Origin of the sequence: Actinoplanes campanulatus (genome assembly GCF_014647795.1) — a bacterium.
Taxonomy (GTDB): domain Bacteria; phylum Actinomycetota; class Actinomycetes; order Mycobacteriales; family Micromonosporaceae; genus Actinoplanes; species Actinoplanes campanulatus.
Genome location: NZ_BMPW01000045.1, coordinates 1 through 18,274, shown reverse-complemented (window position 1 = coordinate 18,274; position 18,274 = coordinate 1). Strand labels below are relative to the sequence as shown.

Below are 18,274 nucleotides of genomic sequence, written 5' to 3'. Positions count from 1 at the left end.
GTCAGGAGGCCTCGACGGGCAGCTCGTCGGCGGAGGCGTAGACGATCGCCGCCTTGATCAGGCCGTCGAACAGCGGGTGCGGCCGGGTCGGGCGGCTCTTCAGCTCCGGGTGCGCCTGGGTCGCCACGAAGTACGGGTGCACCTCCCGGTCCAGCTCGATGAACTCGACCAGCCGGCCGTCCGGCGACGTGCCGGAGAAGACCAGCCCGGACTGCGAGAGCTTGTCCCGGAAGTCGTTGTTCACCTCGTAGCGGTGCCGGTGCCGCTCGGAGATCTCCGTCGCGCCGTACACCTCGGCCACGATGGAGCCGTCCTTGAGCCTCGCCGGGTAGGCGCCCAGCCGCATGGTGCCGCCCATGTCGCCCTTGCCGGCCACGATGTCCTGCTGGTCGGCCATCGTCGAGATGACCGGGTACTGCGCCTCCTCGTCGAACTCGACCGAGTTGGCGCCGGCGAGCCCGGCCAGGTTGCGGGCCGCGTCGATGGTCATGCACTGCAGACCCAGGCACAGGCCGAGGATCGGGATCCGGTTCTCACGCGCGTACCGGGAGGTGTTGACCTTGCCCTCGATGCCGCGGACGCCGAACCCGCCCGGAATGACGATGCCGTCGACGCCCTTCAGAGCGGCGGCCGCGCCGGCCGGCGTCTGGCAGTCGTCGCTCGGCACCCAGCGGATCGAGATCTTGACGCTGTTGCCGAAGCCGGCCGCCCGGATCGCCTCGCTCACCGACAGGTACGCGTCCGGCAGGTCCACGTACTTGCCGACCAGCGCGACGGTGATGGTCCGCTTCGGGTGGTGGACCCGCACCAGCAGGTCGTTCCAGGTCTTCCAGTTGACGTCCCGGAAAGACAGACCCAGACGGCGTACGACGTACGCGTCCAGCCCCTCGTCGTGCAGCACCTTCGGGATGTCGTAGATGCTCGGCGCGTCCGGGCAGGCGATGACCGCTTCGGCGTCCACGTCGCAGTAGAGCGCCAGCTTGTGCTTCATCTTCTCCGGGATCTCCCGGTCGCTGCGGCAGATCAGCGCGTCCGGCTGGATGCCGATGTTGCGCAGCGCCGCCACCGAGTGCTGCGTCGGCTTGGTCTTCAGCTCGCCGGACGGGGCCAGGTACGGCACCAGCGACACGTGCAGGTAGAAGACGTGGTCCCGGCCGACCTCGTGCCGGACCTGGCGGATCGCCTCCAGGAACGGCAGCGACTCCATGTCGCCGACCGTGCCGCCGACCTCGGTGATCACCACGTCCGGAACGTTGCCGTCCTCGTCCGGGTCGGCCATCGCGAAGATCCGGCTCTTGATCTCGTTCGTGATGTGCGGGATGACCTGCACGGTGTCGCCCAGGTACTCGCCGCGCCGCTCCCGGGCGATGACCGCCGAGTACACCTGGCCGGTGGTCACGTTCGCCTTGCCGGAGAGGTCCCGGTCGAGGAAGCGCTCGTAGTGGCCGACGTCGAGGTCGGTCTCCGCGCCGTCCTCGGTGACGAACACCTCACCGTGCTGGAACGGGTTCATCGTCCCAGGGTCGACGTTGAGGTACGGATCCAGTTTCTGCATCACGACGCGGAGACCGCGGGCGGTGAGCAGATTGCCGAGGCTGGAGGCGGTGAGGCCCTTGCCCAGCGAGGAGGCGACGCCCCCGGTGACGAAGATGTGCCGCGTGTCGCGCACTGTAGAGGCCAACGCCCGCTCCCGTGGTCGCCGATGTTCCGGTTCTTGCGGCCGGGGCCGGGCCCCATCCACGGGAGTTCACCGTAACACTGTTTGCCGGGGCCGCCATGTTCGGGCTGGTCGGCGTGCGTGTCGATGAGGCCTGTTCACGCCCTGCCGGGTGCGGCGCCCACCGGGGAGGCGGCTAGGATGCGCCTCCCCGTCGTGGGCCGGCCGCCGTTACGGCACCCGAACCGAATCATCGTCCGATTTGCGGAGCAACGGCCCGCCCGGACCGTCGGTCTCACCCGGCGGCGGGGTCCGGTCGGCGGCGTGCAGCAACACCCGCAGCGCCGTGAGAACCGCCACCGGCACCGCGGCGGCGGCCGCCGCACCGGCCACGCCCAGCGCCGTGCCGCCCAGCACCCCGGCGATCAGGGTGGCCACCACGGTCCCGGCCACCCCGGCCCGGACCGCCGGATGCAGGCCGTAGACCCGGTTCAGCCCGCCCCACGGCGAGAACTGGCAGAACACCAGCATCGCCGCCCCGAACAGGGCCAGCAGGCTCAGCGGGCTGTCCAGCAGCGCCAGCCCGTTGGCCGCGGCGGCCCGCTGCATGGCCGGGCCGGCTGTGCCGTCGCCGAGCGCGGTCAGGAACCGGCCGAGCGTGCCCTGTTCCAACGGCGCCCGGCTCAGGTCCAGCACCGCGAACGTGATGGTCACCGCGACCCCGGTCATCGCCGCCCAGGCGAACCGGGGGAAGGTCAGCCAGCCGCCGGTGCTGATCGCCGCGGCCACGCACACCCCGGCCGTCACCGCGATCGCGCCGACCGGGTCGGCGCCCAGGTACGGGCTGCCCACCATGACCACGCCCAGCCCGCCGAAGGTGACCACGACCAGCGGACGCCACCGCCGGCTCACCCACTGCGCCAGCGACCCGGCCAGCAGCAGCAGGCCGGCCACGAACACGCCCAGGCCGACACTGCCCAGCCCGGCGTACCGGATCCCGTGGATCGCCGAGTATCCGGCCACCCCGTTGAGCTGCAACCGCGACCCGGTGATCAGGTCCACCGCCACCACCAGCACGCTGACCGCGGCCACCGCGGCCATCGGCCACAGGGTCCGCTCGTACCGGGGCGCCAGCCGGATCAGCAGCGTCCCGCCGGCCATCAGCACGGCCGTCGCCGACCCGAACATCCACGCCGGGTGCTCGCTGCCCCACCACGGCACCACGTCGGCCAGCAGCGCCGCCGGGATGGCCAGCCCGGCCGCGATCAGCGCCAGCTCGGCCAGCACGACGAGGCGGCGCGGCGGCAGCGGCGGCCCGAGCGGCCCGGCGTGCCGCCGGGCCCGGATCAGCACCGGGATCACCGCGGCGAACAGCAGCAGCTGCACGATCGCCAGCACGGTGAAGAAGATCTCAGCGACGCCGCGCTGGGCGATGGCCCGCCGGTCGGCGTCCCGGTCGCCCTGCATCGCCTCGCCCGGGTCTCCGGGGCGGCCCGGCAGGACGGTCGCCGCGTACCCGGCGAACAGCTTCTCCGGGGCCGGCCGGCCCAGCGCCGACAGCACGGTCGGGGCCAGGTCGACCAGTTGCAGGTAGCCCTCACGGCCGGTGCCGGCCGAGGTGAGCCAGCCGCCCTCCCAGCCGGGGCCCTCGGCGATCGCCACGTGCAGGCGCGAGGTGGTCGCGGTGTCGGCCAGCCCGGCGATCAGCATCAGCGAGCGCGGCGGGCGGGCCGCCAGGACCCGGGCCAGGGTCCGGTCGGCGGCCGCCACGGCGGCCTCCCGCTCGGCGCCCTCCCCGGTGATCGTGCCGAGGTCGACGAAGTTCAGCACGCAGTCGCCGAGCAGTTTCGCCGGGTCCTCGGGCAGCTCGGGCACGTACCGGTCGACGCGGCCGAACGGGCGGGCCGCGGCGATGGCGGCGCCCGGCCCGACTGCCACCGAGCAGCGCACCGACTCGGCCAGGGCACCCGGCGTGGTCCCGTACGGCAGCTTGTTCTGGTTGGTGCGGACCACGTTCGGCTGGTCGGTGAGGTTGGCGCCGATCCCGTCCGGCTGGGTGAGCCGGGGTTCGGCCGCCGGGCACCGGCCGGGCACCGCCCGCGTGTCCCAGGCCGCGTAGTTGCCCGCGCCCAGGGTCAGCCAGCCGTCCGACGGGCAGGTCACCTCGTGCCCGGAGCGGACCGACAGCCAGCCCACCGAACCCTCGGTCGCCTCCTGCCACAGTGCCGGGGTGCGCTGCGGGTCCAGGTCCTCCCAGCGCAGCCCGGCGGCGCCCGCCACGATCACGTAGTCGGCGTCGCCGTGCCGCTGCGGTTCGGCCGGCCGAACCGACAGCCCGGCGACGGTCGCCGCGACCACCATGGCGATCAGCACGAACGGCACCCAGGCGGCGGCCATCGGCCCGCGCGGGGTGCCCGGTGGGCGGACCCGCCGCAACCGGTCGAGCCTGCGTGGTCCGGTCACCGCCGGACCGCCGCGACGTCCGCGTAGGCCGAGCGCACGTCGGCGACCACGTCCGCCTCGCCCGGCCAGGTGGCCGCCCGCCGCGGGCCGCGGGCCGCGTAGTCGGCGCGCAGCCCGGGGTCGGCCAGCAGCCGCCGGACCGCCTCGTCGAGCGCGTCCAGGTCGCCCGGCGGAATCTGCACCGCCGCGTCGCCGACCAGGCCGGGCAGCCCGCCGACCGCCGTGGTGACCAGCGGCACCCCGGCGTGCAGCACCTCCTGCGCGAACAGCTGCCGTGCCTCCCAGTCACTGGTGATCACCGCGAGGTCCGCGCCGGCCAGCAGGTCGGGCACGTCGGTGCGGTGCCCGAGCAGGTGGACCGAGGCGTGCAGCCGGGACGCCCGCTGCGCCAGCGGCATGTAGCTGGGCCCGGACCCGGCGATCGCCACCACCGGCGGATGCGCCAGCTCCCGCCACCGGGCGGCGGCGTCGACCAGCAGGTCGTAGTGCTTCTGCGGGTGCAGGCGGCCGACCGACAGGATGAACGGCGTCTCGCCCCGCAGCCGGAACTCGGCGCGCACCGCCGTCCGGGTCCGCTTCGGCGGCGCGAGCTGCGGCGTCGCGACCGGGCCGAGCCGGGCGTTGCGCGCGCCGAGCGCGACGGCCCGCTCCACCAGATCCTCCGACGCGCCCAGCGTCAGCACGGCGTTACGCGCCACGATCCGCTCCAGCAGGGCGCCGGCCTGGCCTTTGAGACCACGCGCGAGCACGGCGTTGTGCCAGGTCACCACGAGGGGTACGCCGGTGCGCGCGACCGAGGCCACGAAGGCCGCCCGCAGCCCGTGCGCGTGGATCACCTCGGCGTCCCGCCCGGCGATCGCCCGCCGCAGCTGCCGGATCGCGCCGGAGTCCTGCGGTCCGGGGTCGGCCGGGATCTCCACGACCGCGAACTCGATGCCGCCGGCCGTGAACCCGAAGTGCTGATCCACCGCGGCCGGCCCGCACACCAGCACCCGGCACCCTCCGGCGACCAGCCCACGGGCGAGTGAGGCGACGTGCTGACCGATCCCGCCGGTACTCGACGCGACCACCAGCACGACCGAGCCGCGCCACTCCTCGTCGCTGCTCACGACCTCGACTACCCCTCTCCTCCGGCGACCGCAGGCACGGTCGCTGGTCCTCCCACGGCACACGCGACGTCGGCGGTGGGCTGCGCGGACACGTCGCCTATCGGCGCAGGCGCCGCCCAAGTGCGGTTACCAGCGGGCCGATGTCCCGCCGGTCCAGCACGAAGGCCAGCGCGGCGAAGACGCTCGCGACCGCCACCCCGCCCAGCATGCCCGCAACAATGCTGCCGAACACGCCTGGGGTGGGCCACACCGTCGCCTCCAGCGCCCGCACCACGCCCCACCCGGCGAGCCCGGCCACGGCGGCCGCCACGACCGCGGCCACAGCGGCCCGGCCCAGGCCGGCGAGCGCGGCCCGCCCGGCGTGCCGCCGCACCGCCAGGACCAGCAACAACCCGGTGACCGACATGCCGATGGCGTTGGCCAGCCCGAGACCGTACACCTCCCGCGGGCCGTCGGCGACCGCTGTGGCGACGATCACGGCGGTGCCGGCGGTGAGCCAGCCCACCGCCGAGGCGACCGCGGCCGCCACGGTCGCGCCACGGGCGTACAGGGCCCGGGAGAGTAGCGCGAACAGGGCGTAGCCGAGCAGCCCGGGCGCGAAGCCGACCACACCGGGCACCGCGTCCGGCACCTCCATGAGCCGCGTCATCGGGATCGCCAGCCCGGCCAGCGCGGCCGTGCCGAGCCCGGCGAGCAGCACCACCGAACGCGCGGTCGTGGAGAGCGAGGCCGCGTACCCCGTCTCGTCGCCCTCGGATGCCGCCGCCGACAGCCGCGGATAGACCGCGGTGGCGAGCGGCACCGCGAGCACCGCCCACGGCAGCAGGAACAGCGTCTGCGCGCCGCTGTAGGGCGCCATCTGCCGGGCCGCGAACACCACGATCAGCGCGGCCACCACCTGCTGCGCCCCGACCGTGACCGCGCCGGCCCAGCCGAGCCGGACCGCCTGACGGCCCTCGCCACCCGGGAACCGCAACGACGGCCGCAACCGCAGCCGCAGCCGCGACACCGGGATCAGCAGGCAGAGACTGAGCGCCACCACCCCGAGGGTGGTGCCCACCGACAGGGTGAGCTCCCCGGCCCGGCTCAGCCCGGCGAAGTCGGAGCCGGCGCCGTCGATCCCGGCATAGGTGAGATAGGCGGTCATCACCACCACGCTGGACAGCAGCGGCGCGATCACCGGCCAGGCGAACCGGTGATGCGCCTGCAACACCCCGGTCAGCACGATCCCGATGCCGTAGAGCGGCAGCTGCGGCGCGAAGACCCGCAACATTTGGGCGGCGGTCTCGTGATGCTCCGGCGCGATGTCGAAGAGCCCGGTGATCGGCCCGGAGATCAGAAAAACCAGGACCGCCAGGGGTACGGTGAGCACGATCACCCACGTGAGCAGCGCCGACACGACCCGGTCGACCCGTCGGCGATCCCCGGCGGCGACCGCTCCGGCGAGCAGCGGCACCACGAGGCTGGCCAGCGCCCCGCCCGCCGCGAGTTCGAAGACGATGTTCGGCACCAGGTTGGTGGCGAGGTAGACGTCGGCCAGGCTGTCGTCGCCGACGGTGTAGAAGAACACCGCGGTCCGCCCGAACCCGGCGAGCCGCGCCAGGATCGTGAGCACCGAGATCAGCGCGGCCGCGCCGGCGAGCCTGGCGCCCGTACCCCGAAGGGGTGAAGAAGCCACAGCAGGTGAGGCGGGCTTGGTCACGCCGGTGGCCGGCGGCCGAGCTCGTCGATGGCCCGCAGCCACGGCGTGTCCTGGATGACCTTGGTGAAGCTGACCTTCTCGCTGGCCGCGGTCAGCCCCGCCAGCGCGGCCAGCGCGGCGACCCGCCCGGCCGTCCCGCTGCGGGCGACCAGCGCCACCCCGAGCAGCGCGCCCAGCGCATTCGCCCCGGCGTCACCGAGCATGATCTCCTCGCCCAGGTCGGCGGGCAGCAGCGCCGCCCCCGCGCCGAGGGTGCCGGCGGTCATCGACGCGTTGCGCCCGACCGCGAGCGGCGCCCCGGCGATCAGCCCGGCCTTGATCGCCCGGCCGGGCCGCAGGTCCAGCAGGTTGAGCAGATTGGCCGCCCCGGCGATCACCCCGGCGCCGAGCAGCACGTCGAAGCCGCGCCCGGCCCGTGTCGACCGGCCGCTGCCGATCAGCGCGGACGCGGCGAGCCCGGCCGCGCCCACCCCCGCGATCTTGACGAGCCCACTGGTGACCCGCCCCTCCCGCAGCGCGCCGAGGTGCCCGGCGAAGCCCTTCGCCGCCTTCTGCTCCGGCCGGTTGCCGACGATGTCGTCGTAGAAGCCGACCGCCCCGCTGACCGCCCCGGCCGCGACCGCCGCCGCGGCGAGCCGCCCGGTCCGGGCGCCGGAGGCCGCGCCGACCGTGGCGCCGACCGCGAGGGCCGGGCCACCGGCGAGCGTCACGGTCCGCCCGTGGAAGTTGGTCCGGCGCAGCCCGCCCGCTTTCGGGTCGTTGCGCACCCAGTCGAGTGCGGCCCGCGCGACCGAGGCGCCGATGCCGAAGGAGCGGAGGTAGGCCATGGCCGCAGAGTCTAGACGGGCGCGGCTAGGGCGCGGCCGACGGCACGATGGACGTGGCGCCCGCGCCCAGGCCGTACTGGCCGACCTTGTTCTGCACCAGCCGCTCGGCCGTGACCAGCGCGGTGGCGACCTGCCCCTGCACGGTGATCACGTTGTCCACGGTGGAGATGTCCTGCACGAGGGTCGGGTCGCTGCGGATGGCGGAGACCAGGTTTCCCTCGCCGGCGCTGTCCCCGGCGACCACGAGCGGCCGGTTCCGGTGGAACTGGGAGGCCACCGTGACCGCGGCCTTGCTCTTCTTGTCAGCTTCCTTGTCGGTGGCCGGCGCCCCGGCGACGAGCACGATCGTCTCGGCGCCGCCGGTCGCGCCGTCCTCGGCGGTGAGGTAGCCGGGCTGGGCGAAGGCGGCCAGCACCGCGGTCACGTCGCCGGGGGTGGGCTGGCCCGGGCCGCTGCCCTGCTGGAGGGCGAGCGCGAGCAGGGCGCCGGCGGTCTCGACACCGTCGCTGTTCTGCGGCAACCCGGCCGCTGAGATGCTCGGCTGCGACGACTGGTCGGCCAGTTGGAGCAGCTCGGTGGCGAAGTTCGAGTCGAGGAACTTGTCCTCGATCTGGAGCCGGGCGGTGAGCGTGGCGCCGGCCACGCCCAGCATCTCGGCGACGCCGTCGGCCGGCTCGTCCGCGCCGGGCATCGCCACCACCGCGACCTTGCGGCCGGTCAGTTCGCCGCCCAGCAGCATGGGCGCGATCTGCTTGGCGAAGTCCTGGTTGCGGTTGACCTCTTCGTTGAGCTTGTTGACCTGCTCACGACGGACGTTGTTGTCCTTGTTGAGCTGGGCCAGGTTGTCCCGCAGGTTCTCGGAGACCGGGCCGTTGAGCGCCGCGGTGCCGACCACCAGGCCGATCGCCAGCGCAAGGAACACCGCGGTGAGCGACACCACGTGGTACCGGAAGTTGATCACGACGCCCTCAGAAAAGATTGCCCAGCTGGAAGACGAAATTGTCCCACCACTCGGACACGACGGTGAGATACGCCTTCCCCACGGTGGAGACCGCCACGGCCGAGGCCATCGCGGCGATCGCGGACAGCACCAGCAGCAGCACCGCCGACCCGGAGACGCTCTGCCGGTAGAGCCGGCTCACGCCCTTGGCGTCGACCAGCTTGCCGCCGACCTTGAGCCGGGTGAGGAAGGTGGAGGCCATGCCGCCGCGGCCCTTGTCCAGGAACTCGACCAGGTTCGCGTGCGTGCCGACGGCCACGATCAGGGACGCCCCCTTCTCGTCGGCGAGCAGCATCGCCAGGTCCTCGCTGGTGGCGGCGGCCGGGAAGGTCAGCCCGTCGACACCCAGATTCTGCACCCGCTGCAGGCCCGGGGCGCGCCCGTCCGGGTACGCGTGGACGACCACCTCGGCGCCGCACCGCAGCACGTCGTCGGTGACCGAGTCCATGTCCCCGATGATCATGTCGGGGGTGTAGCCGTTCTCCACCAGCGCGTCCGCGCCGCCGTCGACCCCGATCAGGACCGGCTTGTACTCCCGGATGTACGGCCGGAGAACCTCCAGGTCCTCCTTGTAGTCGTAGCCACGGACCACGATCAGCACATGCCGGCCGCCGATGCGGGTCTGCACGTCCGGCACGCCGACGCCGTCGAGCAGCAGGTCCCGCTCCTGCTTGAGGTAGTCCATGGTGTTCGCGGCGAACGCCTCGAGCTGCACCGACAGACCCTCGCGGGCCTCGGCCATCGACTTGGCCACGGTCTCCGCGTCCTGCCGGACACCGGAGGCGACCGGCTCACCGTCGAGCAGCACGGTGCCGCCCTCGATGCTGACGACCCGGCCCTCACGCAGGCCGGCGAACACGTCCTCACCCAGGTCGTCGACGAGGATCACGCCGCCCTGGATCAGCACCTCGGGGCCGAGATTCGGATACCGGCCGGAGATCGACGGCTTGGCGTTGAGCACCGCCATCACCCCGGAGGCGACGAGCGAGTCGGCCGCGACCCGGTCCAGGTCGACGTGATCGATCACGGCGATCTCACCGGGCCGCAGACGGCCGGTCAGGCGCTTGGTCCGCCGGTCCAGCCGGGCCACGCCGGAGACCGGACCGGGCTCGGCGCCCCTGGTCCGGCGGAGGGTGGGAATGGGAAGTCGCATCCCGGCCATCCTGACATGCCGTCGCACCCACTTCCCCAGCGACATGCTCCAGCTCACCTTTATGCGGCGCGTTTCTCCCGAGCCGCCACGGAGAGCAACTCCTCCGCATGGGCGATACCCAGGTCCGAATCGGGCAGACCAGCCAGCATCCTGGACAATTCCCTAGCCCGTTCGGTCTCTTCCACGATCCGAACACCACTCGTGGTGATCGCCCCACCGGTGTCCTTCGCAACCACGAGATGACGATCGGCGAATGCCGCGACCTGCGGCAGGTGCGTCACGACCAACACCTGATGGGTACGCGCGAGACGCGCCAACCGCTTGCCGATCTCGACCGCGGCCGTGCCGCCGACACCCGAGTCCACCTCGTCGAACACCAGGGTGGGCGGACCACCCGCCCCGGCGAACACCACCTCGATGGCCAGCATCACCCGGGACAGCTCACCACCGGAGGCGCCCTTCTGCAGCGGCAGCGCGGGTGCGCCCGGATGGGCCAGCAGCCGCAGCTCCACCTCGTCGGCGCCGTCCGCCCCGGCGGCCACCGTCGCGCCGTCGACCGTCACGGCCGGCTCGTCACGCGACGGCGCCCGGGTGAGCACCGCCACCTCGACCCGGGCGTGCGGCATCGCCAGCCCGGCCAGCTCGACGCTGACCGCCTCGGAGAACCGGCCGGCCGCCTCCCGCCGGGCCGCGGTCAGCCGCCCGGCCAGCTCGGCCACCGACGCCTCCAGCCGCTGGCGCTCCCGGTCCAGCTCCTCCAGCAGCTCGTCGGAGGTGTCCAGCTCGCTCAGCTTGGTCTTCGCGTGCTCCGCCCAGGCGATGACGCCGTCGATGTCGTCCGCATACTTCCGGGTCAGCCCCCGCAGCGCGGCCCGCCGCTCGTAGATCGCCTCCAACCGGGCCGGGTCGGCATCCAGCGTCCCGAGATAGGCGGACAGCTCGGACGACACGTCACCGACCAGGGTGGCCGCCTCCTCGATCCGCGCCGCCAGATCGGCGAGCGACGGGTCGACCTGCGCCTGCCCCTCCAGCGTGCGCCGGGCCAGCCCGAGCAGCTGGGTGGCGTCGGGCGTGTCGTCGGCCACCTCCACCCCACCGGCCAGCGCCTGCCCCGCCAGGGTCGCCGCGACCCGCAGCCCCTCGGCATGCTCCAGCCGCTGCACCTCGTTACGCAGATCGTCGTCCTCACCGGGCTGCGGATCGACCCGGGTGATCTCGTCGAGGCCCAGCTTGAGAAGGTCCGCCTCCTGCGAGCGCTGCCGGGCGTTGCGCCGCCGGTCGGCCAGGTCCTCGACCACCGAGCGCCAGCGGCCGAACGCCTCCCGATAGGACTCCAGCAGCTTCTCGTGCTCCGGGCCGGCGAACCGGTCCAGTGCGGACCGCTGCTCCGACGGGCGCAGCAGGCGCAACTGGTCGGACTGGCCGTGCACGGCCAGGATCTGCTCGCCCAGCTCGCTCAGCGTCGACACCGGCATGCTCCGGCCGCCAACGTGCGCCCGGGACCGGCCCTCCGCCGTCACCGTGCGGCTCAACAGGACCGAGCCGTCGTCGTCGGCCTCGCCACCGGCGTCGGTGATCCGGGTCCGCACGGCGTCGCCGAGGGTCCCGCCGAGCTTGAGCCGGCCCTCGACCACGGCCCGCCCCGGATCGGCCCGGACCCGGCCGGCGTCGGCCCGGCCACCGAACAGCAGTCCGAGACCGGTCACCACCATGGTCTTACCGGCGCCGGTCTCACCAGTGATCACGTTCATTCCCGACGAGAGGCGCAGCGTCGTGTCGTCGATGACGCCGAGCCCGGTGATGCGCAGTTCCTCCAGCACAGGCGAACAGTATCGGGAGCCACCGACAAAAGCCCACCGCGGGGGTTTCTGATCAGCGTCGATTGCCCCGCCAGCCGACCACCGGAAGGCCGAACTTCGCCACCAGCGTGTCGGTGAACGGGCGCGGCGCGAGACGGACCAGACGGACCGGCAGCCGCCCGCGCTCCACCGTCACCGTCGATCCCGGCGGCAGGTCCCAGGTGCGGCGCCCGTCACAGCACAGCACCGCGAACGACGTGTACGGGTCCACCGTCACCACGAACGTCGACGTGGGCGCCGTCACGATCGGGCGACTGAACAGGGCGTGCGCGCTGATCGGCACCAGCAGCAGCGCCTCCACCTCGGGCCACACCACCGGCCCGCCGGCGGAGAACGCGTACGCCGTCGACCCGGTCGGAGTGGCACACACCACACCGTCACAGCCGTACCGGGACAGGGGCCGCCCGTCGACGTCCACGAGCAGCTCGAGCATCTGCGCCCGCTGCCCCTTCTCCACGGTCACCTCGTTGAGCGCCCACGACTCGGCGATCAGCCGGCCGTCGTACTCCGCCCGGACGTCCAGGGTGAGCCGCTCGTCCACCGTGTAGTCCCCGGCCACCACGTCGGCGACCGCCTGGTCGATGTGGTCGATCTCGGCCTCCGCCAGGAAGCCGACCTTGCCCAGGTTGATGCCGAGCAGCGGCGTCTTCGACGGGCGGGCCAGCTCGGCCGCCCGCAGGAACGTGCCGTCCCCGCCGAGCGCCATCACGATCTCCACGCCCTCGGCCGCGTCCGGGCCGTCGACCGGCTGCACACCCTCCGGCAGCTCCAGATCGGCGACCTCCTCGGCGATCACCCGCACCTCGAACCCGGCCGCGATCAGGTCCAGCGCCACCGCCCGGGCGTGCTGGGTACTCTGCCTGCGCCCGGTGTGCGTCACCAGCAGGGCCGAGCGCGTCATTTCTCCTCCACGAAGGCAACCGGGCCGGCTTCGACGACGGCCTCGATCCGAGCTGGGTCAGCGGGCGGGGCGTCCCGCCGGAACCACACGAAGAACTCCACATTGCCGCTCGGCCCCGGCAGCGGGCTGGCCGTCACGGCCGCCACCCCGAGGCCCAGCCCGGCCGCGGCCGCCGCCACGTCCAGCACCGCCTCGGCGCGCAGCCGCCAGTCACGCACCACCCCACCCGAGCCGACACGTTCCTTACCCACCTCGAACTGCGGCTTCACCATCAGCGCCAGATCGCCGTCCGGCCCGGTGCACCCGGCCAGCGCCGGCAGCACCAGCCGCAACGAGATGAACGACAGATCCGCCACGGTCAGATCCACCGGGCCGCCGATCGACTCGGGGGTGATCGACCGCACGTTCGTACGCTCCTGCACCACCACCCGCTCGTCGGTACGGATCGGCCAGGCCAACTGCCCGTACCCGACGTCGACCGCCACCACCTGCCGGGCCCCGGCGCGCAGCAGCACGTCGGTGAACCCGCCGGTCGAGGCGCCCGCGTCCAGGCAGCGCCGGCCGGCCACGGTCAGCCCCTGCGGACCGAACGCCGCCAGCGCCCCGGCGAGTTTGTGGCCGCCCCGCGACACGTACTCGTCCTTCGGGTCCTCGCCGGTCACCACGATCGGATCGGCGGGGTCGACCATCGCGGCGACCTTGCCCGCGGTGGTGCCGCGCACCAGCACGCGGCCGGCCGCGACGAGCGTGGCGGCCTGCTCCCGGGAGCGGGCGAGCTTACGACGGACGAGCTCGGCGTCGAGACGCGCACGGCGGGCCATCAAAATCCCTTTTCGAGGTACGGGTGGTTCGTTACGGCCTGCACAACCTACTCGCCGCCGGTCGTGCCCCGGCCTCAGCGGTCGATGCCGGCCAGAGTCTCCTGAAGCACCTGGTGGGCGGCCTCGTACTCGGCGATCTGCTCGGCCGGCGCCAGCCGTGCCGCGTTGGCCAGCGAGCGGAGCACCGCGTCGACCGCCGGATGCCCGGTGTCCTCCCCGCCATCTCGGGACACGTCCGTCCCACCGGCGAAGGAACCACCCGGCGGCAGTCCCGGGCGCGGACCGGGCTGCGCGGAACTGGGATATGTCACAGCCTCACGCCTCCGGGCTCGCCGTCCGGCCGGCGTTCTCCGCCGCCGGGGTCGACTGGGTCGGCACCTGAGCCTTCCGCGGCGCGCGCTTACGCGGTGCCGGCGGCACCTCGGCCGCCGCGGTCCTCCTGGCCGGCGCGCGCTTACGCGGCGCGGGCGGCGCCTCGGCCGGTGCGGCCTTCCTGGCCGGCGCCCGCTTGGCCGCGGCCTTCTTCACCGGAGCCTTCTCATCGGCGGCCTGACTCGGCACGGCCTTCGCCGCGGTCTTCCGTGGCGCCCGCTTGACCGGCGCGGCCTCGACCGGCGCGACCTCGCCCGGCGCGGCCTTGACCGGCGCGACCTCGCCCGGCGTCGCGGCGTTCCCCGGCACCGCGGCCGGCGCCGGCGCCGTCGCTGCCGCCGGCATCGCGTTCGGCTTGGCCTTGACCGCCTTCTTCGCGACCGCCTTCTTCACCGGAGCAGGAGCGGGAGCAGGCGTGGGCGCCGGCTTGTCCAGCCGGGTCCCGCCCACCGACTCGGCCGCGCCGACCCGGGCCTGCGCCTCACGGAGCTGCCGCTCCAGGTCGTGCACCCGCGAGGTGAGCTCGGAAACCTCCTCGGCGGTGGCCAGGCCCACCCGCCCGAGCGCCCGGTCCACCTCGTACCGCACGATGCTGGTCAGCGCCTCCCGGTTGGCGATACCCGCCGTCAGCAGGTCCTCCACCAGGCCCTGAACCTGCACCGCGGTGGCCCCGCCCCGGTTGAGCAACTCCCCGGCGACCTGTTGCGCCCTCTTCCGGGGAGCCTCCGTCAAACCGAGTGCCAGGTCCAGATATGCCCGCCATGCGTCCGGCATGTCCCGCCTCCCTCTCGCCACGTCGGGTGCCACGCTACCGGGCACTTCCGGGAAAACTACTGGGGTACCGTGCTGGTGTCGTGAGGCTGGTGTCACCGGAAAGGATGCTGATGGCCACCGTGGAGGAGTGCCGGCAGGCACTGAACGACCTCGCCGCCCGGCTCGCCGCGAACGCCGAGGCCCAGGGGAAGCTGGATCTCGACCGCACCCTGGCCTGCCGGCTCACCGATCTCGGCGCGGCGTTCCACGGCCGGATCACCGCCGGGCGGCTGATCGACATCACCGACGGCGACGACCCGAAGGCGAAGATCGCCCTGGTGATCACGAGCGACGACCTGATCGACCTGGTCAACGGCAGGCTGGAGCTCACGCGCGTGATCTCGTCCATCCGGGCGAACCCGTTCGACCTGCTCAAGCTCCGCAAACTCCTCTAACCACGTCCGCCGGCCGGGCCCAGGGATACGGGATCGACCGCCCGGCGGTTCAACGGGTCAACACTCGGCGGTCGCGGTGATCACCTGATTGACCCGCTCCACCACGGGACGGGCCGCTTGACCCTTCGGGGCAAATGACCGAACGCGTTCGGATTCCGCCACGGACGGTGCCACGATGGAGACGAGGGAATTGAACGGCCGGCGACCGGCCGGCCCCCGAACTGGGAGCGATCATGCGACGTGCCCGATCCAGGTCTGCGCGCCCCGATCTCCACGAGACCGCCGAGCAACTGGCTGTACCTTCATTCGACTGGATGACCGGCCCGATGGTCGCCATCGTCGACGGCTTCCTGCACATCGACCCGGATGCGCCCCTGCCCCACAGCGACACACCGGTGCCGGAAGCCCGCGCGGCCACGGCCGGCGTCCCTCCCGACGACGCCGCCTACAACGCTTCCCGCCTGCTGGCCGGCTTGGCCCGCAAACATTCATGAACACATTTCTTGTACGGCTACGCGCACCCGATCCTGCCGACAGCGACCGACTGCCACGCAAGGCCGCAGCGCCCGCATCCGGGCTTGACCGGGTGGTCCACCTCACCCCAGAAGCACATCGTGGGCCTCCCTAACGGGAGACCCACGACCAAACCCACGACACCTCGCCCACCGAGCCCGGCGGGCTCGTGTCAGCCGGGAGTCCGAACTCCCCAGGCCGCCAGCACCTCGCCCGCCTCCGAAGAGAGCGGCTCGATCGCGGACGGCGCCACGCCGTCCCAGGTCACGCCGCACAGCAGGCGCAGGGCGTCGACCGGATCGCCGGAGCCGTCCAGGGTGACACGGTCACCGTCCCGGGTGACCCGCCAGCCGCCGGCCGTGTCGCCGGGCGCCGGGACCCGCGCGTCCCCGGCCCCGCGGAACAGCCCGGACAGATCCGCCGCCACGTAGGTCGGGCGACGGTCCTCCGGTGCGGCCAGCAGATCCGCCGGACCGCTGACACCGGTCAGCACCAGCAGACTGTCCATGCCCGCACCGACCGCGCCCTGGATGTCGGTGTCCAGCCGATCGCCGACCGACAACGGCCGCCGTGCCCCGGCGACCGTCGCAGCCGTCGTGAAAAGGCCCGGCTGCGGCTTGCCGACCACCACGTCCGGATCCCGGTCGAGCGCCGTCCGCAGCACCGCGACCAGCGAGCCGTTACCCGGCAGCGGCCCACGCGGGCTGGGCAGGGTCCGGTCGGTGTTGGTGGCGTACCAGACGGCGCCGGCCCGAACCGCCAGCGCCGCCTCGGCCAGAATCCTCCAGCCGACCTCGGGCCCGTACCCCTGAAGGACCGCGACCGGCTCCTCCTCGGCCGAGGCGACCGGCTCGAGACCCGCGTCGCGGACCTCGGCGCGAAGCGCCTCCGCACCCACAACCAGCACTTTCGCACCGGCCGGCAGCCGGTCGGCGAGCAGCGCCGCGGAGGCGCCGGCCGAGGTGAGGACCTCGGCCGGCTCCGCGCTCACACCCATGCCGGTCAGCAGCGCCGCCACCTCGGCGGCACGCCGCGACGCGTTGTTCGTCGCGTACGCGATCGACGTCGAGCCGGCACGCAGCCGCTCGACCGCGTCGGCGGCCCCCGGGATCGGCTTGTCGATCAGGAAGACGACGCCGTCCAGGTCGAAGATGACCAGGTCGTAGCCACCGGCGAGGTGATCCCTCATGCCTGCGGCTTGTCCTCGCCGGCCTCTCCCACGTACTCGTCCGCCTGCGCCTTCTCGTCCCGCTCGTCCCGGAGCGCGTCGGTGTTCACGTCCGTCTCCGCAACGGCCACCGGCGCGTCCTCGTCGAGGTCGTCCTCGTCGTCCTCGTCCGCACGGTCCGAGCCCGGCGCGTCGACGGCGGCCCGCTCACGGTCCTCGCCGTCCTCGTCCTCGTCGTCCTCGTCGTCGAGGTCGTCTTCGTCGTCGAACTCGTCGTCAGCGTCGAGGTCGTCCTCGTCGTCCGCACGGTCCGAGTCCGACGTGTCGGCGGCCCGCTCACGGTCCTCGCCGTCCTCGTCCTCGTCCTCGAACTCGTCGTCGCCCTCGATGGTGACGCCGTCGAGCTCGAGCAGCCGCTCGGCCGCGTCGGTGACCTGCTCCTCGTCGATGGTCGCGGCCCGGGCGAACCACTCCCGCGCCTCGTCCCGACGACCCGCCGCCAGCAGGGCGTCGGCGTAGGCGTACCGCAGACGCGCCGCCCACTCGGCGTCGTCGTCCCCGGTCAGCTCCTTGACCTGGAGCATCGCCACGGCCGCGTCGTGCTGACCCAGGTCACCCCGGGCACCCGCCGCGACGATGAGCAGCTCGATGGCGCCCGCCTTCTCCAGGTTCGCCGTGTCCGCGCCGCGGAACAGGTCGATGGCCCGCTCGGGACGGCCCAGCGCCCGCTCACAGTCGGCCAGCTCGGCCAGATGCGTCTGCCGCCCGGTCATCCGGTGGTAGGTCCGCAGCTCGGCGATCGCGGTCGTCCAGTCACCCGCCGCGTACGCGGCGAGCCCGACCGCCTCCCGCACCACCGCGATCCGCGAGGCCAGCCGCCGCGCCGCGATCGCGTGCAGCAGCGCCACCTCGGAGTCCTCGTCGATGATCTGGCCGGCCGCCACCAGGTGCCGCGCGACCTTTTCGGCGATGTCCCGGGCCAGGCTCAGCAGCTCCGCACGGACCTCCTGGTCGAGGTCGCTGGCGGTGATGTCCTCGGGGATCTCCGGCGCCACGAACGCCGGCTGTCCACCGGTCTCGCCGTCCGTGCCCCGGCCACCGTCGGCCTGGTAGCCATCGCGGTCCCGGTCGTCCCGGCGGAAGCCACCCCGGTCGCCGCCGCCCTGGTAGCCGCCACGGTCACGGTCGCCGCCACGGAACCCACCGCGGTCGCCGCCACCCTGGTAGCCCGGCCGGTCGCCACTCGGACGCCCGCCCTGGTAACCACCACGGTCCCGGTCCCCACCGCGGAACCCGCCACGGTCGCCACCGCGGTCCCGGTCGCCCCGGAATCCGCCCGAACCGCCCTGGAAGCTCTCCCGGGCCCCGCCACGGTCGCCACCACCCTGGTAGCCGGGCCGGTCGCCACTCGGACGCCCACCCTGGTAACCACCACGGTCACGGTCGCCACCACGGAACCCACCGCGGTCGCCACCACCCTGGTAGCCGGGCCGGTCGCCACTCGGACGCCCACCCTGGTAA

At 73.4% G+C, this 18,274-nt stretch carries 16 protein-coding genes; 2 read left to right on the top strand and 14 right to left on the bottom strand.

Annotation, left to right across the window (positions count from 1 at the left end):
- Position 1: 1 nt before the first annotated feature.
- From IEZ13_RS44920 to IEZ13_RS44865, 12 genes are all read right to left on the bottom strand, one after another.
- Positions 2-1,681, bottom strand: a complete 1,680-nt coding sequence (locus IEZ13_RS44920; protein ID WP_183221637.1) for a CTP synthase — start codon at positions 1,679-1,681, stop codon at positions 2-4.
- 207 nt (positions 1,682-1,888) lie between these two features.
- Positions 1,889-4,054: a hypothetical protein gene (locus tag IEZ13_RS44915; RefSeq protein ID WP_183221997.1), complete on the bottom strand. Its 2,166-nt coding sequence runs from the start codon at positions 4,052-4,054 to the stop codon at positions 1,889-1,891.
- Between the two features lie 62 nt (positions 4,055-4,116).
- Entirely contained in the window at positions 4,117-5,229 is a 1,113-nt protein-coding gene (locus tag IEZ13_RS44910; RefSeq protein WP_183221635.1) for a glycosyltransferase family 4 protein, read from the bottom strand.
- A gap of 97 nt (positions 5,230-5,326) precedes the next feature.
- Entirely contained in the window at positions 5,327-6,907 is a 1,581-nt protein-coding gene (gene murJ / locus IEZ13_RS44905) for a murein biosynthesis integral membrane protein MurJ (protein WP_183221633.1), read from the bottom strand.
- Between the two features lie 20 nt (positions 6,908-6,927).
- Positions 6,928-7,758, bottom strand: coding sequence for a hypothetical protein (locus IEZ13_RS44900; protein WP_183221631.1), 831 nt, complete (start codon positions 7,756-7,758; stop codon positions 6,928-6,930).
- A 25-nt stretch (positions 7,759-7,783) separates the two neighbouring features.
- Entirely contained in the window at positions 7,784-8,719 is a 936-nt protein-coding gene (locus tag IEZ13_RS44895; protein ID WP_183221629.1) for a copper transporter, read from the bottom strand.
- A 7-nt stretch (positions 8,720-8,726) separates the two neighbouring features.
- Positions 8,727-9,920 (bottom strand): putative cytokinetic ring protein SteA, encoded by a 1,194-nt coding sequence (gene steA, locus IEZ13_RS44890; protein WP_183221996.1) that lies wholly within the window; start codon positions 9,918-9,920, stop codon positions 8,727-8,729.
- Positions 9,921-9,970: 50 nt separating this feature from the next.
- Positions 9,971-11,731, bottom strand: a complete 1,761-nt coding sequence (gene recN / locus IEZ13_RS44885) for a DNA repair protein RecN (RefSeq protein WP_183221626.1) — start codon at positions 11,729-11,731, stop codon at positions 9,971-9,973.
- 52 nt (positions 11,732-11,783) lie between these two features.
- Entirely contained in the window at positions 11,784-12,671 is an 888-nt protein-coding gene (locus IEZ13_RS44880) for an NAD kinase (protein ID WP_183221624.1), read from the bottom strand.
- Positions 12,668-13,492, bottom strand: a complete 825-nt coding sequence (locus IEZ13_RS44875; protein ID WP_183221622.1) for a TlyA family RNA methyltransferase — start codon at positions 13,490-13,492, stop codon at positions 12,668-12,670. Before IEZ13_RS44875 ends, IEZ13_RS44880 begins: the two co-directional genes overlap by 4 nt.
- A gap of 74 nt (positions 13,493-13,566) precedes the next feature.
- Positions 13,567-13,725: a hypothetical protein gene (locus IEZ13_RS44870; RefSeq protein WP_183221620.1), complete on the bottom strand. Its 159-nt coding sequence runs from the start codon at positions 13,723-13,725 to the stop codon at positions 13,567-13,569.
- An 82-nt stretch (positions 13,726-13,807) separates the two neighbouring features.
- Positions 13,808-14,638 carry a phasin family protein gene (locus IEZ13_RS44865; RefSeq protein ID WP_183221618.1) on the bottom strand — a complete coding sequence of 277 codons (831 nt, stop codon included), beginning with the start codon at positions 14,636-14,638 and terminating at the stop codon, positions 13,808-13,810.
- A gap of 110 nt (positions 14,639-14,748) precedes the next feature.
- On the opposite strand from IEZ13_RS44865, the gene IEZ13_RS44860 reads away from it, so the two are divergent.
- The gene (locus IEZ13_RS44860; protein ID WP_183221616.1) at positions 14,749-15,072 is read left to right on the top strand and encodes a sterol-binding protein; all 324 of its coding nucleotides are present in this window, start codon (positions 14,749-14,751) and stop codon (positions 15,070-15,072) included.
- A 314-nt stretch (positions 15,073-15,386) separates the two neighbouring features.
- On the top strand, positions 15,387-15,566 hold the full coding sequence (locus IEZ13_RS44855; RefSeq protein WP_183221614.1) for a hypothetical protein: 180 nt from the start codon (positions 15,387-15,389) through the stop codon (positions 15,564-15,566).
- A gap of 191 nt (positions 15,567-15,757) precedes the next feature.
- On the opposite strand, the gene IEZ13_RS44850 is transcribed toward IEZ13_RS44855, so the two are convergent.
- Entirely contained in the window at positions 15,758-16,774 is a 1,017-nt protein-coding gene (locus IEZ13_RS44850; RefSeq protein WP_183221612.1) for an HAD-IIA family hydrolase, read from the bottom strand.
- A partial coding sequence (locus tag IEZ13_RS44845) for a hypothetical protein (protein WP_373293113.1) occupies positions 16,771-18,274 on the bottom strand: 1,504 nt, incomplete at its 5' end. The genes IEZ13_RS44850 and IEZ13_RS44845, both read right to left, overlap by 4 nt.

Bases quoted from the DNA above. Each gene is read 5' to 3' on its own strand.
- IEZ13_RS44915 (WP_183221997.1), bottom strand. From the start codon at position 4,054: ATGGCCGCCGCCTGGGTGCCGTTCGTGCTGATCGCCATGGTGGTCGCG.
- IEZ13_RS44900 (WP_183221631.1), bottom strand. From the start codon at position 7,758: ATGGCCTACCTCCGCTCCTTCGGCATCGGCGCCTCGGTCGCGCGGGCC.
- steA (WP_183221996.1), bottom strand. From the start codon at position 9,920: ATGGCCGGGATGCGACTTCCCATTCCCACCCTCCGCCGGACCAGGGGC.
- IEZ13_RS44880 (WP_183221624.1), bottom strand. From the start codon at position 12,671: ATGACGCGCTCGGCCCTGCTGGTGACGCACACCGGGCGCAGGCAGAGT.
- IEZ13_RS44875 (WP_183221622.1), bottom strand. From the start codon at position 13,492: ATGGCCCGCCGTGCGCGTCTCGACGCCGAGCTCGTCCGTCGTAAGCTC.
- IEZ13_RS44865 (WP_183221618.1), bottom strand. From the start codon at position 14,638: ATGCCGGACGCATGGCGGGCATATCTGGACCTGGCACTCGGTTTGACG.
- IEZ13_RS44860 (WP_183221616.1), top strand. From the start codon at position 14,749: ATGGCCACCGTGGAGGAGTGCCGGCAGGCACTGAACGACCTCGCCGCC.
- IEZ13_RS44855 (WP_183221614.1), top strand. From the start codon at position 15,387: ATGACCGGCCCGATGGTCGCCATCGTCGACGGCTTCCTGCACATCGAC.
- IEZ13_RS44850 (WP_183221612.1), bottom strand. From the start codon at position 16,774: ATGAGGGATCACCTCGCCGGTGGCTACGACCTGGTCATCTTCGACCTG.